The sequence below is a fragment of the Bradyrhizobium sp. CSS354 genome (assembly GCF_029051725.1).
GTDB lineage: Bacteria > Pseudomonadota > Alphaproteobacteria > Rhizobiales > Xanthobacteraceae > Bradyrhizobium.
The window spans coordinates 71,471-94,763 of sequence record NZ_JAACFU010000020.1; the positions used below are offsets into that span (position 1 = coordinate 71,471).

The following is a 23,293-nucleotide window of genomic DNA, read 5'->3' on the forward strand; positions in this document are numbered from 1 at the left end:
TCAGGCAGGCACGGTGGTGCGGCCAAGCAGGGCGTGGCGGCCATAATGGTGGGCGCTGCCGCCGAACAGCGTGTCGAACGCGACCAGCCGCTTGAAATAGGCGCCGACCTCGAGCTCCTCGGTGACACCCATGCCGCCGTGAAGCTGGATCGCCTGCTCGCCGACGAAGCGCCCGGATCTGCCGATCTTCGCCTTCGCGCCGGAGGCGGCCCGCGCGCGCTCGACCGGATCGGCATCGACCTTCAGCGCGGCGCGTAGCGCCATCGAGCGCGCTTCGTCGACCTGCACCGCCATGTCGGCGAGGCGGTGGCGGATCACCTGGTTGGCCGAGAGCGGCCGACCGAACTGCTTTCGGATTTTGGTGTACTCCAGCGTGGTGTCCAGCAACACCTGCATGATGCCGACGGCCTCGGCACCGAGCGCGGCCATGGCGCGGTCAACAGCCCATTCGATTGCCGGTAGCGCGTCGCGGCCATTGCCGAGCAACGCATCCTCCGGCAGTTGCGCATCCGACAGCACGATGTTGCAGGCGCGCCCGCCGCCGAGGCGCTCGTAGTCGGAGATGGCAACATTCGGCGTCGTCGCCGGCACCAGGAATAGGCCGATCCGCGCCGATGGCCCCTGATGATCATGGATATGGGCGGAGACGATGATCTCGTCGGCGGCGTGGCCGTCGAGCACGGCAATCTTGTTGCCGGCAAGGCGCCAGCCTTGCGCCGTCTTGTGGGCGGTGGTTGCGACCTTGGCAAGGTCGAACCGCGCCGCGCGCTCGGAATGCGCGAGCGCGAGCTTCAACGATCCGTCCGCGATCTTCGGCAGGATTGCCTGCTTCTGCGCCGTGCTGCCGCATCGCTCGATCAACGCAGCGCCAAGCACGACTGTCGCGATATACGGCTCCGACACCAGCCCGCGGCCGAATGCTTCCATTAAAATGCCGATCTCGACCGCGCTGCCGCCGAGCCCGCCAAACTCCTCCGCGATCGGCAATGCAAGCCAGCCGAGTTCGGCGAATTGCGTCCACACCGCCGGGCTGAAGCCGAGCGGGTCGTTCGCCATCTTGCGGCGGTGATCGGCATCGTAGCTTTCGGCCACGAAGCGCTCCGCGCTTTCGCGCAGCAGCCGTTGCTCGTCGGTGAGATTGAGATCCATCCCGTCTACTCCGCGGCCGCCGGCGGCTTGCGCACGGAGGGGTGCAGGCCGGATGGATCGACCACCATGCCGAACTCCTGAAGATTATGCGCGTGACAGAGCTGATGCAGCGCAAAGGCCTGGTCGATTGCGGCCGGTTGTCCCATGACATCGACCGAGCGGTTCACAGCTTCCTTGGTCAGCTTCAGCGCAAAGGACGGTTTTGAAGCGATTTTGCGCGCCAGCTCCAGCACGCGCGATGAAAGCTCCGCGCGCGGCACGACCCGGTTGACCATGCCGAGCTGATGCGCCTCCTGCGCGCTCCAGCTGTCTGCGGTGAACAGGAATTCCTTGGCCTTGCGCGGGCCGAGCTCCCAGGGATGCACGAACCATTCGACGCCGCAGACACCCATGGTGACCACGGGATCGCAGAACTGCGCGTCGTCGCTGGCGACGATGAGATCGCAGGCCCAGGCCAGCATCAGCCCGCCGGCGATGCATTTGCCGTGCACCTCTGCAATCGTGGGCTTGGCGAGGTTGCGCCAGCGCCGCGTGATCTGGAGATAGATCTCCTGCTCGCGCGCGAAGCGGCCATGGGCGTTTGATTCAGCGAAGCCGCCCCAATTTCCGATCGGCGGAAAATCCACGCCTGCTTCATTCTTGCTGCCGGGTCGCAGGTCATGGCCCGAGGAGAAGTGCGGACCATTGCCGGCGAGAATGATGACCTTAACCGTATCGTCCTGCACCGCCTCATCGAAGGCGGCGTTGAGATCGTAGGTCATTTGCAGGTTCTGCGCGTTGCGCGCGTCGGGCCGGTTCATCACGATCCGGGCAATCGCCGGCTCCGGCCTCTCCACGAGGATGGTCTCGAACGAACTCATCGCGTTCCCCTGGCGTTCCCGACCCGGTATTATTGTTCCCTCAAGTTGACTATTACAGCCGGGATTAAGCAAGAGGCTTGCGTACATCGGCTGCTTTTCGCGGCCTCGGCCCGGACGCAAGATGTCTGGCATCTCGCGCATGCAATCTGGTAGCTTGCGTCCGATTCCACCGGGAGAAATTTGATGCGCAAGATCCTGACCGTGCTGGCGGCGCTGGCCTCGTTGAGCCTCACCAATTGCGGCTATAACGCGATCCAGAGCGAGGACGAGCAGATCAAGGCCAACTGGTCCGAGGTCGTGAACCAGTATCAGCGCCGCGCCGATCTCGTGCCCAACCTCGTCAACTCGGTGAAGGGTTTTGCGCAGCAGGAGAAGGACGTGCTGCTCGGCGTCACCAATGCCCGCGCCAAGGTCGGCAGCATCCAGGCGACGCCCGAGGTGCTGAACGATCCCGCCGCATTCCAGAAATTCCAGGCCGCCCAGGGCGAGCTCTCCGGCGCGCTGTCGCGGCTGCTGGTGGTCACCGAGAACTACCCGCAGCTCAAGTCGGATGCGCTGTTCAAGGATTTGATGTCGCAGCTCGAGGGCACCGAGAACCGCATCACGGTGGCGCGCAACCGCTACATCAAGGCGGTACAGGACTACAACGTCACCATCCGTTCGTTCCCGAGCAACGTCACCGCGATGATGTTCGGCTACAAGGAGAAGCCGAACTTCTCGGTCGAGAACGAGAAGGCAATCTCGACCGCACCGAAGGTCGATTTCAATCCGGCACCCGCGCCGTCGAAGTAAGTGCGCGCTTTTTTGCGCATGCGCCTAGCCCCACCCACCGCCGTCATTCCCCGCGAAAGCGGGGAATCCAGTACGCCGCGGCTTCACCGTATCCCGCCGGCGTCTCTGGAATACTGGATCGCCCGGTCGAGCCGGGCGATGACAGCGCATGTGTGGCGAGCGATAGTCGCCGTCGCATTCTCATTCTTCCTCACCTTTGCGCTTCCCGCCTCAGCCGATGTGGCCGTACCCCAGCTCACCGGCCGCGTGGTCGATCAGACCGGCACGCTCTCCAGCGGAGACATCGCAGCGTTGTCGCAAAAGCTGCAGGACTTCGAGACCCGCAAGGGCAGCCAGCTCGTCGTCCTGATCGTGCCGACGACGGATCCGGAGACGATCGAGCAGTTCGCGATCCGCGTTGCTGAGGCCTGGAAGATCGGGCGCAAGAAGGTCGACGACGGCGCCATCCTCGTCGTGGCCAAGAACGACCGGCATTTGCGCATCGAGGTCGGTTACGGCCTCGAGGGCGCGCTCACCGACGTCACGTCGCGGCGCATCATCGATGAAGCCATCACGCCGAAATTCAGGAGTGGCGATTTCGCTGGCGGCATCACGGCGGGGGTCGATCGCATGATCCGCGTCATCGATGGAGAGCCGCTGCCGACGCCCTCGCGCAGCGTGAATTTCGGGGATTGGAACGACATCGAGCCGCTTTTTTTCTTCCTGCTGTTCGGTCCGCTGGTCATCGGCGGCGTCCTGCGCTCAATGTTCGGGCGGCTGTTCGGTTCAGGGATCACCGGAGCGATCGTTGGTGTCATCGCCTGGTTCGTGATCGGCTCTGCGGTGATCGGACTGGGCGTCGGTTTGCTCGGCGCTGTCCTGACGTTTATTGCCGATCTGTTTGGGGTGGGATCGGGCACGGGATCCTCGCGTCGCGGCTCGTGGTCGAGCGGTTCGTCATCCGGCGGCTGGAGCAGCGGGTCGTCGTCGAGCGGCGGCTTCAGTGGCGGTGGCGGCAGCTTTGGCGGCGGCGGTGCTTCGGGGAGCTGGTAGGTCATGAGCATCAGGCGCATCACCCGGCATCTGCTCCAGCACCATTGGCGTGCCAAGCAGGTGTTCCCGAAGGGCGTGCTCGACCGCATCGAGCAGGCGATCAAGCGCGGCGAAGCCAGCCATTCCGGGCAGGTTCGCTTCGTGGTCGAAGGCGCGCTCGACGGCGGCCCCCTGTTTCGCAACCAGCCGGCGCGCGAGCGCGCGCTCGACGTCTTCTCGCAGCTGCGCATCTGGGACACCGCGCACAACAACGGCGTTCTGATTTACCTGCTGCTCGCCGACCGCGACGTCGAGATCATCGCCGACCGCGGTATCGATGCGAAGGTTGGCGCCGAGGGATGGGAGAGCATCTGCCGCGCCATGGAGGCGGAGTTCGCCTCGGGGCAGTTCGAGCGCGGCGTGATCGGCGGGATTGAGGCCGTGTCCCGGGAGCTGGCAAAGCATTTCCCGCCGCAAGGACCGCATGCAAACGAGCTGCCGGATGCACCGGTGGTGATGTAGCCGCTACAAGCAGGCGGTGACGGAGTCCCGCTGTCGTCCTGGCGAAAGCCAGGACCCATTACCCCAGGGAGAAGTCTGGCGAAGATTCATCGTTCGGGACGCCTGCTGCGTACAACCGATGGATATCGCGGTATGGGTCCTGGCTTTCGCCAGGACGACGTTGTGGGGGCATCGGTGCTTCGCCCCGCGGACGGACGCCCGCGGCGCATTTAATCATCCAGCTTGTTCAAATCCCGCACCGACTGCATGATCGGCTCGAAGTTCGAGCGCGCATCCAGTGCGTCGAACAATTGTGCTGTATCTTCCAATAGACCGTGCGACCGCGCGATGGCGATACGCACGTCTTCCTGCGGCGTGTCCGACAGCCGGCCGTGGCCTGATAGCAGGATCTTCGCGTTCAATCCCTTGAGCCGCTCCAGCGATTCGATGTAGTCGGCGATGCTGCCCGAACCGAACACGCCGCCCATCACGCCGCCGGGCATGAGCGTATCGGCGGCAAACAGCAGGCCCTTGTCCTGATCGAACAGCGTGATGCAGGCCGAGGTGTGGCCCGGCGTGTGCATCACGTTGAGACGGAAATTGCCGAGGTCGATCAGATTGCCTTCCTCGAGCCAGATGTCGATATTAACAGGCACGTTCGGCTCGTTGAACATCTTTCGCAGCATCGAGAAGTCGTCGCGCAGCATGATCTTGTTGGCGGCGAGGCGATGGGCGGCGACGAAGGTGCGGCGCTCGTTGAAGTGCCAGGCCGCGCCGATGTGGTCGAGATGCTCGTGGCTGAGCACCACCATGTCGATCTTTTCCGGCGGGCAGCCGGCGAAGTTCAGGCATTCGACCATCGCCGCATAGTTCGAGGACAGCCCGGTATCGATCAGGATGGTCCGCGCCGAGCCGCGCACGAGATAGACGTTGGCGGCGCGATTGGAGAAGCGGATCTGGTAGACGTCGTCCGCAGCCTGGATCAGCGAGCAGGTGTCGTTCTTCATCAGGACCGGAAAGGCGGTCGGCTTGCCGTCGCTCATGATTGGGCCGCCCGGTAGCTGACCGCGTTGGCGGCGCGCAGGCGTTTCGACAGCGCATCCATCACCATCAGCGCAAACGCCGGCTGCTGGCTGACGAGATAGACGAAGCGGGCGTGGTTGACCCTCATCACCTTGGTGTTCGGCGCCGCCGCGATCGCGGTCGCCGAACGTGCGGAGCCGTCGATCACGGCCATCTCGCCGAAGAATTCGCCCTTGCCGAGTTTGATGATGCTGGTCTTGCTGGCGCCGCTGATCTTGGCGATCTCGACCTCCCCGTCGAGGACAACGTACAGCTCGCGGCCGGTCGAGCCTTCCTCGAAGATGATGTCATCGACGCCAAATTCGTTGATGCACTTCTCGATCGTCATGACACCCCCCAAGGGCCGTCTGCAGCCGTTCTGGCTGACAGGACCGTCATGTTAGCGGGGTAACAGGGGCGGGCAAACAGCCCGTTCGGCGAGAGCGTGGCTGCCGCAGAGCAGCATCGGCTGACAATTTGTTGCACAGCGCCACACCGGTTCCACGTTCCCGGCCCAATTCGGCCCCGGATGAGTTCCTAAAATTTTGGTAAGCGGGTCCGCAGGTAAGGAATTCGCAAGCAATGAAAGTTACCAAAAGGTCAACCGAGACTGGAGTATTTGAGCCGTGAGCGAACCAATGGCCGAGCAGGCCGTCCAGGATACTGGCGTCGTCGAAGCCGCCGCGACCGCGCCGCAGGCCGTCGAGGCTGCGGGGATCGAGGCCCCTTCGATTGCCCCCGACCACGAGACGCCGCCCAAGCCTGATCCAGTGAAGCCCGACCCGGTCAAGATCGAGCCGCCAAAAATCGAGGCGTCGAGGATCGAGGTGCCGAAGTTCGAGGCCAAACTTGAGCCCAAAGCCGAAACCAACTCCGAGCCAAAGCCCGGCAAGCTCATCGTCATGGCACCCGCGGAGCGGTCCTGGGACCGTGAAGAGTTTGCCCCGCATGTGAAGGCGGACGAGCCGCGCGAGGCCGGCGGCAAGCGCCGCCTGTCGGCCATGGCTGCGGTGGTGGCGATTGCGGCCAGTGTCGGCGCCATCAGCGGCGCGCTCGCGACCGCAGGGATGATGCACTTCGCAAGCCCCGCGCCGGCCCAGGTTGCCGACACCAGCGCGCTGGAATCCTCGGTCGCCCGGATCGATGCCGATGTCGTCGCGCTCAAGGCCAATGTCGAGCACACCTCCAAGACCGGCCTCGGCCAGTTCAACCGCACCAACGACCGCCTCGACAAGCTCGAGAAGGCGCAGGCCGAGCCGATGGCCAAAATCGCGAAGCTGTCCGAGACCGTCGACAAGCTCCGTGCCACCCCGCCGGCGGCTCCCGCCCAGGCCGCAGCCGCCGTGCCCGCCAGGGAGACCACCGGCTCGATCGCGCCGACCCAGGTTGCGACCGCCGCAGCTGCGCCGGCTCCCGCCGCGCCCAAGCCCGAGGTCGGCCGGCTGCCGACGGTCGAAGGCTGGGTGCTGCGCGACGTCTCCAACGGCGGCGCGCTGATCGAGGGCCGCGGTGGCCTCTACGAGGTCTACGCCGGCGACCCCATCCCCGGCGTCGGCCGTGTCGATGCGATCCGCCGTCAGGACGGCCGCTGGGTGGTCGTCACCAGCAAGGGGCTGATCGTCTCGCGCTGAGCGGCTGCTATCCGATTTCCGAAAAGGCGCTTCACCACCATGTGAAGCGCCTTTTTGCTTGAATAGCCGTCCCTGCGCGGTGTTACCTAAGCCATGAGCCGCGCGTTGCGAATTCTCGTTGCCGTCGCCGGGTTTTTCGGCGGCATCGTATCGTCGTTGGCCGCGGAGAACGCGCAGCTGGCGCGCGGCACGGCGATCACCGATCCCGATCTCCTGCGCGAGCTCGACCGGCACGATGCACTCACGATCTCGCGCCTGTTGTGGCCGGAGCGGAACGCGGATTTTCCGCTGACGACCGATCTGATGTTTTCGTGGCTGTCGCAGCTCAAGGAGATTCCTCCCGCGATCGACGCGGAGATCGACCGCTACGTCGCCCGGCAGAAGGCGGCATATCCGACCGAGACCATCGGCGTCGGCGAGGGCTTCGACGTACAATTGTTCGATCGGTCCAATCTGAAATCCCGCGACACCCGTTTCGTGCTGGCCGGCATCGTCAACCGCATGGACCGGGCCTATGTCTCGGAAGATTCCTGCGGCGAGATCAGGCTGATCTATCGTCTCGCGCGTTTCGAGACCAAACCGGACGGCGGCACGACCGCAACGCGGCTGCCGATGACGCTCAATCTGGTGATGAAAGCGCGCGATGCGCGGCAAACGGATGCGAGCGGCAAGCCGATCACCTGCGCCGAGGTCGCGCGACGCTGGCTCGGCAATGGCGACTGGCAGGGGCTGATCGGCAGCAGCTTCTATCCTTACGATGCGATGCTCGATCGCATCGAGACCAACATTCAGATCTCGGTTGCAGCGAAATCGGCACTGCACGATTTCCGCTCCGACTATCTGCTCAAGGTGTTCAAGTACGACGCTTCCTCAAAGACGTTCGAGGAATCGACGCTGGAGAACCAGATCGATCGCGATCGCATCCTCGCGGACAATGATCTCCGGCGCGACTTCAGGGATTGGCTGCTCGCGCCCGATCATCTTCGCGACTTCGATCGCGGCACGGTGCTGATCCCCGAGAAATTCCTGGCCAAGGCTGCAATCGTGCCGACGCCAGCCGGCCTCGATGCTTCTCCGTTGCAGCCGGAGTTCGGGATGATGCAAGGGGAGGGCAACGGAGAGGGACAAGGCGAGCCGGTCTTCTCCGAGAACGACGTAGTTGGTGCGCTGAAGCAAGCTGCTGCGCGCGGGGACATGCAGAACGTCCGTTCGGTCGCGGGCTTCCAGCGCCGCCTCAACGACGTCACCTGCGCCGGCTGCCACCAGACCCGCGGCATCGGCGGCTTTCATTTTCCGGGCGTCGATTGGCTTGCGGACAAGCCGTCCAATGCCACCATCGTGCCGGCTTCCCCGCATTTTCTTGGCGACCAGGTCCGCCGCCGCGACATCCTGACCGCGATGGCCGCGGGCAAACGTCCTGATTTCTCACGCGGTTTTGCCAGCCGACCGCAGACCCGCGGCAGCACTGAGCTGGCCGGGACCGAATATCAGGACGGCTGGGGCGCGCATTGTTCCCTGGAGAATGCGGGATCGGGATCGGCGGACAGGAGTTTTACGTCATGGAGCTGTGCTAAAGGGCTGACCTGTCAGGCTGCCGCGGCCTCGCGCCGCATCGGCATGTGCTTCATCAAGACGCGTTAGCGCGTGATCCGGAAAAGTGTGCAGCGGTTTTCCGAAAAGATCACGCGCAAGATAGAGCCCACAAAGCGATTTGGATGACCCATGACGGACTCCAGCGAAGCCAACAAGGAGCGCAATCGCGAGATCGCGCAGAATGAAGAAGCCAAGCAGGTCAGTGGCAGCGTCCGCGTTAGCACCTGGGCAGTCGCGGTCGTCGTCATCATCGGCGGAATCCTGGTCACGCTCGGCTGGCTGGCGCTGAAGTAGTCGGCACCTCACTTCGCGTAGTTCGTCATCCGCTTGCCGGGCAGCAGCTCGTAGGCCGGCTTCCATCCGGGCAGTGCGGCCATGCGGCCAAGCCAGGCGTGGATGGCGGGATAGCTTTCCGCGAAATCGAAGCCGTGCTCGTCGCTCGGATAGTGCAGATAGGCCATCATCGAGATATCGGCGACCGTCGGCCTGGTGCCGATCGCGAATTCATTATGCTGGAGATGGCCGTCGAGAATGCCGAGAAAATCCTCGAGCCGTCGGCGAAAGTGTTTCAGCACCTGCGGGTCGTTGTTTGGCGTGAACGCGCGCATGAAGCGGTAGGTCGCCATGTAGCCGGTGAGCTTGTGGTTGTCCCAGAACAGCCAGCGCAGCAGCTCGAACTTTTCCTCCTCGGTCTCGGCACCGAAACGCCCGTATTGCTCGGCAAGCTTGAGCAGGAGAGGCGCGGTCTGCGTCATCTTCACACCGTCGACTTCGAGCACGGGAATCTCGCCCATCTCGTTCACGCTCTTGCGCCATTCCGGCGTGCGCGTGACGCCGCCGCCAAAGTCGGTCCAGACCGGCTCGAACCTCTCGCCGCAAAGCGTCAGCATCAGCGCCAGCTTGTAGCTGTTGCCGGATTCGGGGAAGTAGTGCAGGCGGTAGCTGGGCATGTGACCTCGCGATGGCCGTGATTGTTGAAGTAAGCTATCCCCTTACGGTCGTCCCGGCGAAGGCCGGGACCCATAGCCACCGAATATGGTTTGGCGAGGACTCGGAGTTGTCGGCTTGGGCGACAACTTCCTCTCTGGGATATGGGTCCCGGCCTTCGCCGGGACGACAGCGTGAATGTATCACCGCCGTCGGCTCCTTACCCCACCGCCCCCTGCGACCGCAGCTGCTTGATCGCGGCGTCGTCGTATCCCGCGCCACGCAAAATCTCGTCACTGTGCTCGCCGACGCCGGGGGGCTTGCGCGGCTGCACTTTCTTGGCGCCGTCGATCCAGATCGGGCTGGAGATGGTGAGCATGGTGTCGTTCTCGAACGGTACCAGAACTTCGTTGTCGAGCATCTGCTTGTCGTTCGGGATGTCGTCCAGAATGCCGACGATGCCGAACACCAGCCCGTTGCCGTCGAGGATCTTGCGCCATTCGGCGAGATCTTTGGTCGCAAAGGTTTCGTCAAAGATCTTGATCAGCTCGACGGAGCGGGCGTGGCGGTCGGGCTTGGTGGCGAAGCGCGGATCGGTGATGAGGTCTTCGCGGCCGAGACACTTGGCCAGCGTCGGAAACTGCTTCTCCTCGCTCAGCAGCGACAGGATCAGCCAGCGGCCGTCCTTGCACTGGTAGTGATTGGCGACCGCATTCAACGCGCGTTCGCGCGGCCGCCGCTCGGCGAACTTGGCGCCGCAGAGTTTAGCCTGCGCCAGCACGCTAGCGGCCCACACGCCGTTCGCCATCAGATTGGAGGCGACATGCGAGCCCTTGCCCGTCTTCTCGCGCTGGTACAGCGCGGTGACGATGGCGCCGTAGAACGCCATGGCGCAGGGATGGTCGCCCATGCCGGCGACCGAGCGGGCCGGCGTCGTGTCGGTGTCGGCGCGGACGAGGTCCATCAGGCCGGAGCGCGCCCAATAGGCGTTGCTGTCGAAGCCGGGCTTGTTGGCCTCTTCGCCTTTTTCGCCATAGCCAGTGAAGGAGGCGTAGATCAGGCGGTCGTTGAGATGGGCGAGATGGTCATAGGTGATGCCGAGCTTGGCGCGCACCGGCGGCGGCATGTTGGTGATGAAGACGTCGGCCTCTTCCACGAGCTTGTAGAGCACGGCCTGCGCCTCGGGCTTTGCGAGGTCGAGCGCGATGCTCTTCTTGTTGCGGGCCTCCAGCAGCCAGGCGAAATTATGCTCGCTGGTCGGATATCCCGGAATGTTGGGCAGATTGCGGTAGGGATCGCCGGCACCGGGCGGCTCGATCTTGACGACATCGGCGCCGAAATCCGACAGCACGGTCGCGGCGGCTGGTGCTGCGATGAAACTCGCGCAATCCAGCACCTTGAGCCCTGCAAAAATGCCCTTTTCCATTGCGGCGTCGCTCCCTCGCTCGTGTTGATTCCCGCGCGCTGGAATTGGCGAGGGCCACGTCACGGCAGCATTAGACCGATGTTTCGGCGGGATGCAACGCTCCTCGCCGCGCCTCACTCATCCCCTGCGAGCAGGGCAGCGTTGCCGCCGGCTGCTGCGGTGTTGATGGTCACGGTCTGCTCGGTCGCGAAGCGCGCGAGGTAGTGCGGGCCGCCGGCTTTCGGCCCGGTTCCGGAAAGGCCGTTGCCGCCGAACGGCTGTACGCCGACCACGGCGCCGATCATGTTGCGATTGACGTAGATGTTGCCGATCTGGACACGGTCGACGATCGCCTCGATCGTATCGTCGATACGGGAATGGATGCCGAGCGTCAGCCCGTAGCCGGTGCGCTCGATGGCTTGCAGGACGCGTTCGAGATGTTCGGCACGATAGCGCACGACGTGGAGGATCGGGCCGAACACCTCCGAGGTCAGCTGGCCGGCATCGCCAAGCTCGAAAATATGCGGCGCGACGAAGCAGCCCTCCGGCGCGGTGCCGGCAAAGTGCAGCCGCGCCTCGGTCTTCATTCGTGCGATGTGCGCATCGAGGCGCTGCTTGGCCTCGACATCGATCACCGGGCCGATATGGGTCGCGACGTCGCTCGGATCGCCGATCTTCAACTCGCGCGCCGCGCCCGCGATCATCTCGATCATGCGGTCGGCAACGTCCTCCTGCACGAACAGCAGCCGCAGCGCCGAGCAGCGCTGGCCGGCGGAACGAAACGCCGAGGTGACGACGTCGTCTGCGACCTGCTCGGGCAACGCGGTCGCATCCGCGATCATGGTGTTGATACCACCGGTCTCCGCGATCAGCGGCACGATCGGTCCGTCCTTGGCCGCCAGCGCCCGGTTGATGCTGCGTGCGACCTCGGTCGAGCCGGTGAAGACGATTCCGCCGATATCCGGGTGCGCGGTCAGCGCGGCGCCGATGCGGCCGTCGCCGGCGACGAGGTGCAGCGCGCTCGCGGGGATGCCGGCCTCGTGCAGCAGCCGCACCGTCTCAACCGCGATGCGCGGGGTCTGCTCTGCGGGCTTGGCCACCACGCTGTTGCCGGCCATCAGCGCGGCCGTGACCTGGCCGAGGAAGATCGCCAGCGGAAAATTCCATGGCGAGATCGCCACGAAGACGCCGCGGCCGCGCATGGCCAGCGCATTGCTCTCGCCGGTCGGACCCGGCATCGCCACATCATTGCCGAACAGCTTGCGGCCCAGCGCGGCGTAATAGCGGCAGAAGTCGGCGGCCTCGCGCAGCTCCGACAGCGCATCGTCGAGCGTCTTGCCACCCTCGCGTTGCAGCAGCGCGATGAAATGGGGCGCGCGGTTCTCCAGAAGATGCGCGGCCTGCTCCAGCGCCGCCGCGCGCGTGGCTGCCGGAGTCCGGCTCCAGGCGGCAAAGCCCGCGCGCGCAGCCGTCACGGCCGCGTTGGCCTGATCCGGCGTTGCATCGGCGATCGGCTTGAGATCGATCCTCTCGGCCTTGACGTCGGTCAGTAACCGGTCGAGCGCGGCGCGCGCGCCGAATTCGACGCCGCGCGAATTGCGCCGCTCCGGCGCGAACAGATCGCCCGGCAGCGGAATCTTGGGATGGGCCGCCTGCTGCGGCCGGACGATGGCATCTGCCGGACGTTGCAACAGCGCCGTAACGGGCACGCGGTAATCGGATGCCTGCGCCACGAAGGAGGAGTTGGCACCGTTCTCCAGCAGTCGCCGCACCAGATAGGCGAGCAGGTCGCGATGGCTGCCGACCGGGGCGTAGGTGCGGTAGGCGATGTCGGGGTGGTCCTTGGCGAGCTGCTCGTAGAGCGCCTCGCCCATGCCATGCAGGCGCTGGAATTCGAAGCCGCCGTTCGCACCGGCAAGCTCCAGCACGGTCGCGACGCTCAGCGCGTTGTGGGTGGCGAATTGCGGGAAGATGCGTGGCCGCAGGCTCAACAGCTTTTGAGCGCAGGCGACGTAGTTCAGATCCGTCATCGCCTTGCGGGTGAACACGGGATAGCCGTCGAGCCCGCGCTCCTGCGCGCGCTTGATCTCGCTGTCCCAATAGGCGCCCTTGACCAGCCGCACCATCAGCTTGCGGTCATGCGCGCGGGCGAGCGCATCGACATAGTCGATCACGGCGCCGGCGCGCTTCTGATAGGCCTGGATCGCGAGGCCAAATCCGTCCCAACCGGCAAGCGAGGGATCAGCGAGCGTTGCCGCGATCACATCGAGGGACAATTCCAGCCGGTCGGCTTCCTCGGCATCGACGGTGAAATTGAGATCGTGGGCCTTGGCGCGCTGCGCCAAGTCCAGCAGTTGCGGCACCAGCTCAGCCACCACGCGCTCGCGCCTGATCGCCTCAAAGCGCGGATGCAGTGCCGAGAGTTTGACGGAGATGCCGGGCCGGTCGGGCAGGGGATGGTTGCCGGCCGCCTTGCCGATCCTCTCGATCGCACTGGCATAGGCGTCGAAATAGCGCTTGGCGTCGGCAGCCGTGCGCGCGCCTTCGCCGAGCATGTCGAAGGAATAGCGCGCCCTCTCACCGGAGCGCGGCCGCGCCCGCTCCAGGGCCTGCGCGATTGTCTCGCCCAGCACGAAATGATTGCCCATCAGCCGCATCGCCTGGCGCGTGGCGGTGCGCACCGCCGGTGCGCCCAGCCGCTTCACCAGCCGGCCGATGGTGCCGTCGGGCGTCTCGCCGGGCTGGATCACCCGTGCCGAGAGGCCCAATGCCCAGGCCGAGGCGTTGACCAGGAAGGCGGTGGACTTGGTCTCGTGGTGGATGAAGTCGCCCTCGCCGAGCTTGTCCTCGATGAACTGGTCGGCGGTGCGCGCGTCCGGCACGCGCAGCAGCGCCTCGGCCAGCACCATCAAGGCGAGCCCTTCCTTGGTCGAGAGCGCGAACTCCCGCAGCATGTCCTCGACCCCACCAAGCCGGTCGTCGCGCTTGCGGATCGCTTCGATCAGCCGGGTCGCGGTGCGATCGATCCGCGCCTCCTGCGGCGCGCCGAGATGTGCAGATGGCAACAGGCGCGCGGCGATGTCGGCATCATCGGGCGCGTAGGCTGCGGAGAAGGGAGGCGGAACGTTCGGCATGGCGTGTCCTGTGGCTTCAATCCAGGATAATGCTCACGCTACCTTAGCTCGATAGACAATTTAGCTCATTCGGCTTAGAAAATGAAGCCATCTAGTCATTTGGCCTTATGAACTATGGAATTAGATCGAACCGACCGGAGAATCCTCTCGATTTTGCAGCAAGACGGGCGAATCGCCAATGTCGAGCTCGCGGAACGCATCGGGCTATCGCCGACCTCGATCGGCGAGCGGCTGAAGCGTTTGCAGCGAGAGGGCTTTATCGAAGGCTATGGCGCGCGGCTCAACCCGCACCGGCTCGGCCTCGGGCTCCTGGTGTTCGTCGAGGTGCTGCTCGACAAGACCACGCCCGACAATTTCGAGCGTTTTGCGCGCGCGGTGAAACTCGCGCCCGAAGTGCTGGAGTGTCACATGGTTGCCGGCGGCTTCGACTATCTTGTGAAGGCGCGGCTGGCAGACATGACCGCGTATCGACGTTTCCTCGGCGAGACCCTGCTGTCGATGCCGGGCGTGCGCGAAACGCGAACCTATGCGGTGATGGAAGAGATCAAGCGCGACGCACCATTGCCGGTGGACTAACGAAGTGCTGTCGCGATTGTCATTGCTGTGGCGTCGAACGGGCGGTCTTCGCGGGCAAAATAGTTTTCCGTGTGCAATCGCAACGCCTGTCGTCGAATGCACTGACCGTCTTCTGAAATTTCTTGGCCCGGCTCCCGGATCGATCCGGGAGTTAGCAACAGCTGGCGGGCTTATACTTTGAGGTTCTCTGCGGAGCTTTTGCCTCGGTTTGCGATCTCTTCATATTCCACCGTCTGTCCTTCGTTCAGGGACGACAGACCGGCTTTCTGCACTGCCGAGATATGCACGAACACATCCTTGCCGCCCGACGCAGGCTGGATAAATCCATAACCCTTCGTCGGGTTGAACCACTTGACCGTACCTTTAGCCATCACGACTTCTCCGCGGGTCTTCCTCCGAGATCTCGAACCGCCAGTCCCCGCCAACCGGCCGGTTCGGTCCTAATACGATACGCGGAATGTGGCTGGCTTGGTAGCTCAAACCACATCGGCATTTCGCCGAATTCCGCTCAACTTCGCGGCGTTTTTGCCGGATTTGCCCGTTTCGCGGTCACTTGGTCCGCGCGCCGCGCGCCATCCGTCAATAAGTCGCGGCCAGATAATCGACGATCTTGCCGACATCGGCATCGTCAATGGGGGCGCCATAGACTTTGATCATCTTGGTCACCTCGGCCTGCCAGAAACCTTTCCTGTCCTTCATCGGCGGCTGCGTGTTGATGTAGTCGGACGAGTGGCAGGCCGTGCAATTGCCCTGAACCACTTCGAGATTGGGCCCGGGCTTGAACGCCGCGACCTCATCGGGGGTCTTGTAATTGACCGGTGCTGCAAGAGCCGAACCCACCACGGCGGCGAGGGCGAACGAGACGGCGAGGAAAACGGTGCGCTGCATGATCATTCCCCTCAAGCCACGGTGACGCGGACGGTTTCGACGACGTTGCGAAGATAGCCCGCCGGATTCCAGCGCGGCGTATCCGGCTGGGTTTCGCCGCCATTGCCGGTGGCGCGCACCTTGAGCTCGTGGGAGCCCGCCGCGAGCTTCACCGGCAGCGTCCATTCACGGAACGAGTATTTGCCAAGATCCTTGCCGAGCCTAGCGCCGGTCCAGGTCTTGCCGCCGTCGGTGGAGACCGCGACCTCCTTGATGCCCTTGCCGCCGTCGAAGGCGATGCCGCGCAGCGTGGTGCCGCCTGCTTTCAGCTTGGCGCCGTCGGGGACGCTGGTGATGAAGGAACGGATGGTGAAGCGGTTGATCGGGATCGTCGCCTTCGGCGCGGTGCCCGGCTCGACCGCATTGTTCGGCGTGTCCGGAATGCGATACGCCGACTTCATCCAGAAACCGTCATAGACATTGTCGACGACGGTGATCTCGTTGAGGTGCTTGACCCAGTAGGTGCCGTAATAGCCGGGCACGATCAGGCGGAGCGGAAAGCCGTTGAGGAACGGCAGGTCCTCGCCGTTCATGCCATAGGCCAACATCACCTCGCCGTCGCTGGCGTGATCGATATCGAGCGCCTTGACGAAGTCGGGCGTCTTGTCGCTGACCGGACCGTCCATGCCGTTGAAGGTGACCTGCTTGGCGCCGCTCTGCACGCCCGCCATCGCCAGCACGGCCTTCAGCGGTACGCCGCGCCAGCGCGCATTGCCCATCGCGCCGTTGGCGAGCTGGCCGCCGGCCACGCGCGGATCCAGGAAGCCGCGGCTGTTGCCGGAGCACTGGTTGACGGCGACGATCTCGGTCGCCTTCATCTTCCTTATGTCCTTCAGCGACAGCTTGAGCGGCTTGTCGACCTTGCCCTTGACCTCGAGCGTGAACTTGTCGGGATCGAGACTGTAGGGCAGGTCGGAAAGGTGATAGCGCACGAAGAACGCGTTATTCGGCGTGATCGGGCCGTCGTTGAACACCGCGAACGGCGTCTCGAGCTGCGGCGGGCGGCTAGTCAGGCCGATCATCGGCCGCTTCTGCGGATATTTCACCAATGGCCGTTCGCCATTGGCAAAGGGAAGGGTGACGGTGTCGAGTGCCAGCGCCTTGGTCGGGTTCAGGGCGGTCGCAACAGCGGCAAGGCCTGCTCCTTTGAGCAGGTCGCGTCGATCGAACATGTGGTCTCCTCCCGGAGCTTTTCGTTTGATGGCGGTCATCACCGCGATCTCGCGCTCATCTGTCGCAACGACTCGGATGAAGTCAATTCGTGCTTTCGCAGCAGGCCCATGCCGCTGCGTTGCAGCAAGCCGGTGTTACGCCGCGACGCGTTCGCCGTGGTCGACGAGCGCCGACAGCTCCCTGGCGTCCGCGACGACGCGCACGGCCATCGGTTCGTCGCGGCCGCGGATCGCGACCTCCTGCTGCGGCAGCGCATCGTCGGCAAGGCCGGCGGTGCGGCGGACTTCCTCCGACACGACCGCTTCGCAGGCCAGTGTCTTGGTCATGTCCTGGAGCCGGGCCGCGACGTTGACGGCATCGCCTAGCGCCGTGAAGACGATGTGATCGCGATAGCCGATGTCCCCGATGATGACCTCGCCGCCGTGGATGCCGATGCCGAAGCGGATCGGCTGGCGCAGATCGTGGCTCAGGAGCTCGTTCAGCTCGTCGATTTGCCTGGCGATGCCGGCGGCGGCCTTTAGCGCCTGCCGGCAGGCCTCTTGCGGATCGGCACTCAGTCCGAACAGCGCCAGCATGCCGTCGCCGACGAATTGGTTTGGCTGGCCGCCATTCTCGATCACGGCCTGCGAGACGGCGCCGAGGAAGCGGTTGACGATGAACACGGTGTCGAACGGCAGCCGCTTCTCGGCGAGCTGTGTCGAGCCGCGCATGTCCACGAACAGGCTGACGAGATAGCGCTCCTGGCCGATTCTGGCGGGCGTCGAGGCCTGCGCGCTCGCTGTCAGGGTATGCGCGGTGAAGAGCTGGAAGAAGGAGAGATCCGACGTCGGCCGCAGCTGGCAGGCGAGCCTGATCGAGGGGTCGCTGGTGCCGACACGGGTGAGCACGAACGCCTCGCGCTGCGACGGCTCGGGCAGGGCGTCATGATCGCCGATGATGCGGATGCGGCAGGTCGAGCAGCGGGCGCGGCCGCCGCAGACGCTGGCATGCGGCACATTGTGGCGAAGGCTCGCCTCCAGCACGGAGAGGCCTTTTGGGACGCGCACCGTCTTGCCGTTGCCGTAGGACAGCGCGATCATGCCACCGCGTCGTTCGCGCAAGGCCCGTACGCCGCGTGCGGCCAGCGCCAAAGCGAGCAATCCGAGATAACCGGCGGTGAGGCCGCCGGTGATGCGGTCGAGCGTCGTGGCCTCGGCCGTCGTGCCGACCTGGCGGCGCGTGAGATTATGCGTCCGCCATTCCCCATCATCGGCCTCGATCTCGACGCTACGGCCACCCTGGTAGACACCCAGCAGCGACAGCGTCGGAATCAGCACGGCCGCCGCGAGCAGATAGGGCGCCGCGCGCGTGAAGAGCGGTTTGAGGCGAAGCCAGAAATAGATGCCGATGCAGCCGTGCACCCAGGCGATGAGAAGCAGGATCGTCATCGTCCAGATCCGACCTGGCGATGCGACAAAGAACAGATAGAGTTCTTGCGGATAGAGTTTCTGGTGTCCGTACAGCGTCTGCCCCAGCCTTACGCCGATCACATGCCCCATGACGAGGGCAGGGATGCTCAAGCCGAGCACGAGCTGCAGCGGCTCGACCGTCCGCCAGCGGAACTGCCGGCGCTGATACAGCGCATAGATGCCGAGCCCCATATGGGTCAGCGCCGCCGTGTAGAACACGATCGCAACCGGAAGGAACTGCCAGAACAGCGTGTGGTAGTAGACCCCGATCTCCATGGCATCGACCGAGATGTTGCCGAGCGCATGGTTGAGGAAATGGCTGATGACATAGGCGAACAGGATGACGCCGCAGACCAGCCGCAGCTGGCGCAAGCTGATGGCGCGAGAAAGCTCGGAAAATCGTGAGGATGCGGTTGCGGCCATGATTCTGTTGTATCAGTTCATGAAGGAGAACAGCCAGCGTCGCGTTTAATTCCGGGGATGGCCCGCTTGCGGGATCACATCCGCGGCACGCCGCCGCTCACTCGACGTCGTCCCGGACAAGCGCGCCCTTGGGCGCGCGCAGATCCGGGACCCATAGCCACCGGACCGGGTTTGGCGACGACTCGTGGCGATCAGCTCGTGCCACGCCACTCCCTGTGGCTATAGGTCCCGGGCTCGCGACTACGTCGCGCCCCGGGATGACAGGTTTCTTCCCTCAACATTGACTCCCCCTCCCAGGTTGGCGAAAAGCGCCGCCGTGACGACAGCTCCCGACATCACGATGCCCCCCGTAGGCGCGGCGCGCCGGCCGCTCGTCATGGCCGCGGCGATCATTGCTGCGATGACGCTGCTGCGCATGGTCTACGCCTCCGCCATCGAGCTGCGTACGGACGAGGCCTATTACTGGACGTGGTCGCAGGAGACGGCGCTCAGCTTCCTGGATCATCCCCCCGGCATCGCCTGGCTGATCCGGTTCGGCACTGCGATCTTCGGCGACACCACGCTCGGTGTGCGCTTCGGCGGCATCGTCGCGATGCTGGTGACGCAGCTCCTGCTCGCCGACATCGTCCGCCGCCTCACCCATGATGTGCGCGCCGTCGTGCTCGCGGTACTGATGCCGGAGGCCGCGCTCTATTACGGCCTGCTGATGGCCAAGGTTGCGCCCGATGTCGCCATGATCCCGTTTGCGGTGGCGATGATGTGGTGCCTGGCGCGGCTTGCGCAGGGCGGCGACGGCCGCTGGTGGCTCGCGGCCGGCCTGTTCGCCGGGCTGGCGATGCTGTCGAAATTCACCGTGATCATGTTCGCGCCGGCGGTTGCCGCCTTTCTGCTGGTGCCGGATTGGCGCTGGCGCTGGCTGCGCAGCCCCTATCCATATCTCGCGGTCCTGACCGCAATCGCCGTGTTCTCGCCCGTCCTGATCTGGAACGTGCAGCACGACTGGGCCGCGATCCGCTTCCAGGGCGTGCGCGCCACCACCAGCTACGGCATCTCGCTCCGCACCTTCGGCGATTACATCGGCCTCCAATTCGGTCTGGTCGGCTTCGTCATGCTGCCGGTGGTGCTGACGGGGGTGGTGATGACGGCGTGGCGCGGCTATCGCACGCGCGAGCCGGTCGCGATTTTGTTGTCGACCGCGGTCCTGGTGCCGTTTCTCTATTTCCTGGCGAAATCCCTGACCCTCCGCGTCGGCGACACCTGGCCGATGTTCATGTGGCTGGTCGGTTTCGCCGCTGCCGCCGTCAACCTCACCATGCTCTCGCGTGAAGGAAGATCGGCGCGGATGATCAGGGCGTCGCTGTTCTGGGCCAACACGGCGGTGGTCTCGGGCATCGCCTTTGTCGTCATCGTGTTCCTCTATTACGTCGCCGCGCCCTGGAATTTTCTCGGCAAGATCGATCCGATCGGTGCCGAATCCGGCTACGAGCAGGTCGCCGCGCGCGCACAGGCCGCATTGGACGAGACCGGCGCGACCTGGATCGCCACGACGGACTACCGCACCTATGCCATGATGCGCTGGCTGTTCAGGGGCCGCGTGCCCGTAATCGAGATCAACGAGCGCGGCCGCTTCCAGGACTTTCGCGATCCCGGCCTGGACCGGATCCGGGGGCACGCCGGCATCTATGTCGGACGCGAGCCGGACAATCGCTCGCCGCTGTGGGAGAACATCCCCGCCAAGCGCGAGCCGCTCGGTCAAGTCGAGCGCCGCTGGCGCGGTCTCGTCATGGACAATTACGTGGTGGAGAAGCTTTCAGGCTGGACCCCGGAGCTCTCACCGCCGAAGGACTCACCGCTGTTCCAGTGGCGCGTGCTGGCGGGCGAGTTTGAGTTGCGTACGCTCGCCTAGCAAGGCGGGCTTCTTCCTTCTCCCCTTGTGGGAGAAGGTGGCGCGAAGCGCCGGATGAGGGGTCTCTATCGGCTAAGACGACTGCGAGAGGCGCGCGCGGAGAGAGACCCCTCACCCGTCTCGCCGCTGCGCGTCGAGCCACCCTCTCCCACAAGGGGAGAGGGGAAAACGAGGGCGTCGCGCAAACAGAACGCTACTCCTCGTCGTCTTTCTTCCGCAGCAGATCCGTCGCGAGGTCCGACAGCTTTGGCGGCGGCAGGGCCGCGAACGGCAGCGGCCGTGTGACGTCGATCGCGGCGAGGCCCAGCCGGGCCGTCAGCAATCCATTCAGCATGCCTTCGCCCAGCCGCTGCGACAGCTTCGCCGCAATGCCGTGGCCGAGCATCTGCTGCACCAGGCTGTCGCTCGCCGCCATGCCGCCGGTGATGGCGAGATGGGCGATGACGTGGCGGAGCAGGCGGATCATGCCGAGTGCGCCGGGACGGCCGCCGTAGAGAAAAGCGAGTTGGCGTATCAATCTCAGCGACGCCACGAACACGAACAACACATCGATCAGCGCGCGGGGCGAAACCGCCGTGACGATCGAGACCTTCTGCGCGGCTGACGACACCAGCCGCCGCGCCTCGATGTCCAGCGGCGACATCAATTCGCGCTCGGCGAGCCGGATCATGTCGGCGCCGTCGATGATTTCGCCGGCGTGGCTTTCCAGCGTGGCGCGGGCGCGCGCGAGCTGCGGGTTCTGATGCGCGATCTTGAGCAGGTCCTGCACGATGATACGGCTCTCGTTGCGATCGTCGCTGGCAAGGACGGCGGCTGCGCGCTGATGCAGCTTTTCGATCGTTGCCAGCCGCGCCAGCCCGAATGCCTCGCGTCCGGTCACCACCGCGAGCGCAAGGGCGGTGAGGGAGGCAAGCGCCAGTCCGACGAAGCCGAGGCTGTCGCTGCGTGCAAACAGATCCTCGATCAGACGGACGACACCAAGCCCGACGCCGAGCAGCGTCAGCCCGGCGACGCCCGACCAGAACAGCGCCCCCCAGGGAAAGCCACGCCGCGCCGGAAGCGTCGCTGCGATCGGCACCGGCAAATTCGTCGGATCGGGCTCCGGCGTGATCTGGATGGTGGTGCGGCCGAGCCGCGTCGTCTCGTCTGCCTCGGTGACGACGACGCCGGGGTCGTCGAGCCGGAACGTCGCCGGTCGCCGTGGCTTCGATCGGTCGTTCATGACAATTTGTCTCCGATCAGGAACTGCAAGGCACGGTCGAGGCGGATGTGAGGCAGCGCCGGCTGGTCGGCTCCCTCGCGTTCGAGCTTCGGGGGACGAAAGCGCAGAAAGCGAAAATCGCTCTTTTCGTGGGGCCCGGTCGAGAGCCCGCGGAACGCATCGGTGCCATTGAACAGCGGCTCGGGATCCAGCGGCAGGTCGCCCGGAAAGGTCGCGACTTCCGTGTTGCCGTCGAAGAACTCGCCGCCGGCGCTTTCGCCCGCGGCCGGTGTTCCCAAAATTGACGGCAATTTGTCACGGCCATGCGCGACCTGCGCCTCGCGCGTGGCGCGGACGGCGGCGAGTGCGACAACGTCGATCGCCGCGCCGGTAGTTTCCGCGCGGGCGACGGCGCCCGAGACCGCGCGGCGCAGCACGGCCTCGAGCCGGTCGTGGCTGGAATGATGCAGGTGATCCGCCTTGGTCGCCGCGAACAGCACGCGGTCGATGCGCGGCCGAAACAGGCCGCTGAGGAACGTGCTGCGGCCGATGTTGAAGCAGTCGAGAATGCCCGCGAGTGCGGCTTCGAGATCATGCAGCGCTTCGGGGCCGGCGTTGAATGCGGCGAGCGCATCGGCAAGCACGATCTGGCGATCGAGCCGGGCAAAATGATCACGGAAGAACGGCCGCACCACGACATCCTTGTAGGCCTCATAGCGGCGCACCATCATGGCCCACAGCGATCCCTCCGGCGCCTGGCCGCCCGCGGGAACGTCGAGCGGCGCAAAAGTCAGCGCCGGTGTGTCGGCCAGATTGCCCGGCATCAGGAAGCGGCCGGGTGGCAGCAGGCTCATCGCAAACCGCTCGTCGCGGCAGCCTTGCAAATAGCCCCTGAAGAGCTTTGCGGCCGTGAGCGTCGCCTGTTCATCCTCGCGCGCCTCGGGCTTGAGGGTTGCGAGATGCGCGTGCCAATCCGCGGCAAGATGGACGCGCGGCGCCTCGCGCGACAACGCCAGGCTTTCGGCCGACCATTGCTCAAAACTCTTCTGAAGCAGCGGCAGATCGAGCAACCACTCGCCGGGATAGTCGACGATGTCGAGCGTCAGCGTGCGGTCGGCGCCGTTCTGGCGCTGGTAGTCGATGACCAGCCTGAGCTCGCTGATGTCGACAGTCGAGCTCGGCCAGCGCCGCTCCTCGATCAGCGCGCGCAGATGGCTCTCATAGGCAAAGCGCGGCACGGCATCGTCCGGCTGCGGCGCCAGATGCGCCCGCGCGATCCGCCCGGATGAATAGGCCTCGAACACCGGAAACCGCCCACCGCGCGTCAGACCGTGGATCAGCGCGGTGATGAACACGGTCTTGCCGGCCCGCGACAGGCCGGTGACCCCCAATCGTACCGTCGGATTGAAGAAATGCTCGCCGTAGTCGATCAGCGCCCGAGCCGACAGGCGCGCCTCCTCGAACATATCCTGGAAACTAAATGCCATATGAACGTTGGGAATCCCGGGCGGGGGCGGATACGCAAAAAGGACTAGTCACAAAAATGGCAACTGCCTGAGGAAAATCAAGCTTCA

The 23,293-nt window shown here is 64.8% G+C and carries 21 protein-coding genes; 8 read left to right on the plus strand and 13 right to left on the minus strand.

What is annotated here, in order from left to right; translation table 11 throughout:
• Both GWG67_RS32625 and GWG67_RS32630 read right to left on the minus strand, forming a co-directional pair.
• The gene (locus tag GWG67_RS32625; protein WP_275173621.1) at positions 1–1,149 is read right to left on the minus strand and encodes an acyl-CoA dehydrogenase family protein; all 1,149 of its coding nucleotides are present in this window, start codon (positions 1,147–1,149) and stop codon (positions 1–3) included.
• A gap of 5 nt (positions 1,150–1,154) precedes the next feature.
• Positions 1,155–2,009 (minus strand): enoyl-CoA hydratase, encoded by an 855-nt coding sequence (locus GWG67_RS32630; protein WP_275173622.1) that lies wholly within the window; start codon positions 2,007–2,009, stop codon positions 1,155–1,157.
• 183 nt (positions 2,010–2,192) lie between these two features.
• On the opposite strand from GWG67_RS32630, the gene GWG67_RS32635 reads away from it, so the two are divergent.
• From GWG67_RS32635 to GWG67_RS32645, 3 genes are all read left to right on the plus strand, one after another.
• The gene (locus tag GWG67_RS32635) at positions 2,193–2,801 is read left to right on the plus strand and encodes a LemA family protein (RefSeq protein ID WP_275173623.1); all 609 of its coding nucleotides are present in this window, start codon (positions 2,193–2,195) and stop codon (positions 2,799–2,801) included.
• 138 nt (positions 2,802–2,939) lie between these two features.
• The gene (locus tag GWG67_RS32640; RefSeq protein WP_275173624.1) at positions 2,940–3,833 is read left to right on the plus strand and encodes a YgcG family protein; all 894 of its coding nucleotides are present in this window, start codon (positions 2,940–2,942) and stop codon (positions 3,831–3,833) included.
• A gap of 3 nt (positions 3,834–3,836) precedes the next feature.
• On the plus strand, positions 3,837–4,334 hold the full coding sequence (locus GWG67_RS32645; RefSeq protein WP_275173625.1) for a TPM domain-containing protein: 498 nt from the start codon (positions 3,837–3,839) through the stop codon (positions 4,332–4,334).
• A gap of 209 nt (positions 4,335–4,543) precedes the next feature.
• On the opposite strand, the gene GWG67_RS32650 is transcribed toward GWG67_RS32645, so the two are convergent.
• Entirely contained in the window at positions 4,544–5,356 is an 813-nt protein-coding gene (locus GWG67_RS32650) for an MBL fold metallo-hydrolase (protein WP_275173626.1), read from the minus strand.
• Positions 5,353–5,724, minus strand: coding sequence for a Crp/Fnr family transcriptional regulator (locus GWG67_RS32655; RefSeq protein WP_035974430.1), 372 nt, complete (start codon positions 5,722–5,724; stop codon positions 5,353–5,355). The genes GWG67_RS32650 and GWG67_RS32655 overlap by 4 nt, the downstream gene beginning before the upstream one ends.
• 289 nt (positions 5,725–6,013) lie before the next feature.
• Between GWG67_RS32655 and GWG67_RS32660 the strand changes: the two genes are divergently transcribed.
• From GWG67_RS32660 to GWG67_RS32670, 3 genes are all read left to right on the plus strand, one after another.
• Positions 6,014–7,006, plus strand: coding sequence for a hypothetical protein (locus GWG67_RS32660; RefSeq protein WP_275173663.1), 993 nt, complete (start codon positions 6,014–6,016; stop codon positions 7,004–7,006).
• A 93-nt stretch (positions 7,007–7,099) separates the two neighbouring features.
• Entirely contained in the window at positions 7,100–8,647 is a 1,548-nt protein-coding gene (locus GWG67_RS32665) for a hypothetical protein (protein WP_275173627.1), read from the plus strand.
• Between the two features lie 81 nt (positions 8,648–8,728).
• A complete protein-coding gene (locus GWG67_RS32670; RefSeq protein WP_275173628.1) occupies positions 8,729–8,893 on the plus strand; it encodes a hypothetical protein in 165 nt (54 codons plus the stop codon).
• 8 nt (positions 8,894–8,901) lie between these two features.
• Here the strand turns inward: GWG67_RS32670 and GWG67_RS32675 are convergent, their stop codons facing one another.
• The 3 genes from GWG67_RS32675 to putA form a co-directional block, all read right to left on the minus strand.
• Entirely contained in the window at positions 8,902–9,549 is a 648-nt protein-coding gene (locus GWG67_RS32675; RefSeq protein WP_275173629.1) for a glutathione S-transferase family protein, read from the minus strand.
• 197 nt (positions 9,550–9,746) lie between these two features.
• Entirely contained in the window at positions 9,747–10,952 is a 1,206-nt protein-coding gene (locus GWG67_RS32680) for a CaiB/BaiF CoA-transferase family protein (protein WP_275173630.1), read from the minus strand.
• Between the two features lie 113 nt (positions 10,953–11,065).
• Complete coding sequence (putA, locus tag GWG67_RS32685) at positions 11,066–14,065, minus strand: bifunctional proline dehydrogenase/L-glutamate gamma-semialdehyde dehydrogenase PutA (protein WP_275173631.1); 3,000 nt, start codon at positions 14,063–14,065, stop codon at positions 11,066–11,068.
• Between the two features lie 114 nt (positions 14,066–14,179).
• Between putA and GWG67_RS32690 the strand changes: the two genes are divergently transcribed.
• The gene (locus tag GWG67_RS32690) at positions 14,180–14,641 is read left to right on the plus strand and encodes an Lrp/AsnC ligand binding domain-containing protein (protein WP_275173632.1); all 462 of its coding nucleotides are present in this window, start codon (positions 14,180–14,182) and stop codon (positions 14,639–14,641) included.
• 170 nt (positions 14,642–14,811) lie between these two features.
• Here GWG67_RS32690 and GWG67_RS32695 read toward each other — a convergent pair whose 3' ends face one another.
• The 4 genes from GWG67_RS32695 to GWG67_RS32710 all read right to left on the minus strand — a co-directional run bounded on the left by GWG67_RS32695 (position 14,812) and on the right by GWG67_RS32710 (position 18,612).
• Complete coding sequence (locus GWG67_RS32695) at positions 14,812–15,012, minus strand: cold-shock protein (RefSeq protein WP_007596519.1); 201 nt, start codon at positions 15,010–15,012, stop codon at positions 14,812–14,814.
• 208 nt (positions 15,013–15,220) lie between these two features.
• Positions 15,221–15,529 (minus strand): cytochrome c, encoded by a 309-nt coding sequence (locus tag GWG67_RS32700; protein WP_275173633.1) that lies wholly within the window; start codon positions 15,527–15,529, stop codon positions 15,221–15,223.
• A gap of 11 nt (positions 15,530–15,540) precedes the next feature.
• On the minus strand, positions 15,541–16,740 hold the full coding sequence (locus tag GWG67_RS32705; RefSeq protein WP_275173634.1) for a molybdopterin-dependent oxidoreductase: 1,200 nt from the start codon (positions 16,738–16,740) through the stop codon (positions 15,541–15,543).
• Between the two features lie 135 nt (positions 16,741–16,875).
• Positions 16,876–18,612, minus strand: coding sequence for an adenylate/guanylate cyclase domain-containing protein (locus GWG67_RS32710; RefSeq protein ID WP_275173635.1), 1,737 nt, complete (start codon positions 18,610–18,612; stop codon positions 16,876–16,878).
• Positions 18,613–18,952: 340 nt separating this feature from the next.
• Between GWG67_RS32710 and GWG67_RS32715 the strand changes: the two genes are divergently transcribed.
• Positions 18,953–20,518, plus strand: a complete 1,566-nt coding sequence (locus tag GWG67_RS32715; RefSeq protein ID WP_275173664.1) for a glycosyltransferase family 39 protein — start codon at positions 18,953–18,955, stop codon at positions 20,516–20,518.
• A 193-nt stretch (positions 20,519–20,711) separates the two neighbouring features.
• On the opposite strand, the gene GWG67_RS32720 is transcribed toward GWG67_RS32715, so the two are convergent.
• Positions 20,712–21,740, minus strand: coding sequence for a YcjF family protein (locus GWG67_RS32720; protein ID WP_275173636.1), 1,029 nt, complete (start codon positions 21,738–21,740; stop codon positions 20,712–20,714).
• The gene (locus GWG67_RS32725) at positions 21,737–23,206 is read right to left on the minus strand and encodes a YcjX family protein (RefSeq protein ID WP_275173637.1); all 1,470 of its coding nucleotides are present in this window, start codon (positions 23,204–23,206) and stop codon (positions 21,737–21,739) included. The genes GWG67_RS32720 and GWG67_RS32725 overlap by 4 nt, the downstream gene beginning before the upstream one ends.
• Positions 23,207–23,293: the final 87 nt, after the last annotated feature.

Excerpts from the sequence above, each read along its gene's own strand:
- GWG67_RS32635 (WP_275173623.1), top strand. The coding sequence starts at position 2,193 with ATGCGCAAGATCCTGACCGTGCTGGCGGCGCTGGCCTCGTTGAGCCTC.
- GWG67_RS32665 (WP_275173627.1), top strand. The coding sequence starts at position 7,100 with ATGAGCCGCGCGTTGCGAATTCTCGTTGCCGTCGCCGGGTTTTTCGGC.
- GWG67_RS32640 (WP_275173624.1), top strand. The coding sequence starts at position 2,940 with ATGACAGCGCATGTGTGGCGAGCGATAGTCGCCGTCGCATTCTCATTC.
- GWG67_RS32630 (WP_275173622.1), bottom strand. The coding sequence starts at position 2,009 with ATGAGTTCGTTCGAGACCATCCTCGTGGAGAGGCCGGAGCCGGCGATT.
- GWG67_RS32650 (WP_275173626.1), bottom strand. The coding sequence starts at position 5,356 with ATGAGCGACGGCAAGCCGACCGCCTTTCCGGTCCTGATGAAGAACGAC.
- GWG67_RS32725 (WP_275173637.1), bottom strand. The coding sequence starts at position 23,206 with ATGGCATTTAGTTTCCAGGATATGTTCGAGGAGGCGCGCCTGTCGGCT.
- GWG67_RS32710 (WP_275173635.1), bottom strand. The coding sequence starts at position 18,612 with ATGGCCGCAACCGCATCCTCACGATTTTCCGAGCTTTCTCGCGCCATC.
- GWG67_RS32680 (WP_275173630.1), bottom strand. The coding sequence starts at position 10,952 with ATGGAAAAGGGCATTTTTGCAGGGCTCAAGGTGCTGGATTGCGCGAGT.
- GWG67_RS32655 (WP_035974430.1), bottom strand. The coding sequence starts at position 5,724 with ATGACGATCGAGAAGTGCATCAACGAATTTGGCGTCGATGACATCATC.
- GWG67_RS32700 (WP_275173633.1), bottom strand. The coding sequence starts at position 15,529 with ATGCAGCGCACCGTTTTCCTCGCCGTCTCGTTCGCCCTCGCCGCCGTG.
- GWG67_RS32690 (WP_275173632.1), top strand. The coding sequence starts at position 14,180 with ATGGAATTAGATCGAACCGACCGGAGAATCCTCTCGATTTTGCAGCAA.
- GWG67_RS32625 (WP_275173621.1), bottom strand. The coding sequence starts at position 1,149 with ATGGATCTCAATCTCACCGACGAGCAACGGCTGCTGCGCGAAAGCGCG.
- putA (WP_275173631.1), bottom strand. The coding sequence starts at position 14,065 with ATGCCGAACGTTCCGCCTCCCTTCTCCGCAGCCTACGCGCCCGATGAT.
- GWG67_RS32660 (WP_275173663.1), top strand. The coding sequence starts at position 6,014 with ATGGCCGAGCAGGCCGTCCAGGATACTGGCGTCGTCGAAGCCGCCGCG.
- GWG67_RS32670 (WP_275173628.1), top strand. The coding sequence starts at position 8,729 with ATGACGGACTCCAGCGAAGCCAACAAGGAGCGCAATCGCGAGATCGCG.
- GWG67_RS32705 (WP_275173634.1), bottom strand. The coding sequence starts at position 16,740 with ATGTTCGATCGACGCGACCTGCTCAAAGGAGCAGGCCTTGCCGCTGTT.
- GWG67_RS32695 (WP_007596519.1), bottom strand. The coding sequence starts at position 15,012 with ATGGCTAAAGGTACGGTCAAGTGGTTCAACCCGACGAAGGGTTATGGA.
- GWG67_RS32645 (WP_275173625.1), top strand. The coding sequence starts at position 3,837 with ATGAGCATCAGGCGCATCACCCGGCATCTGCTCCAGCACCATTGGCGT.
- GWG67_RS32720 (WP_275173636.1), bottom strand. The coding sequence starts at position 21,740 with ATGAACGACCGATCGAAGCCACGGCGACCGGCGACGTTCCGGCTCGAC.
- GWG67_RS32675 (WP_275173629.1), bottom strand. The coding sequence starts at position 9,549 with ATGCCCAGCTACCGCCTGCACTACTTCCCCGAATCCGGCAACAGCTAC.
- GWG67_RS32715 (WP_275173664.1), top strand. The coding sequence starts at position 18,953 with ATGCCCCCCGTAGGCGCGGCGCGCCGGCCGCTCGTCATGGCCGCGGCG.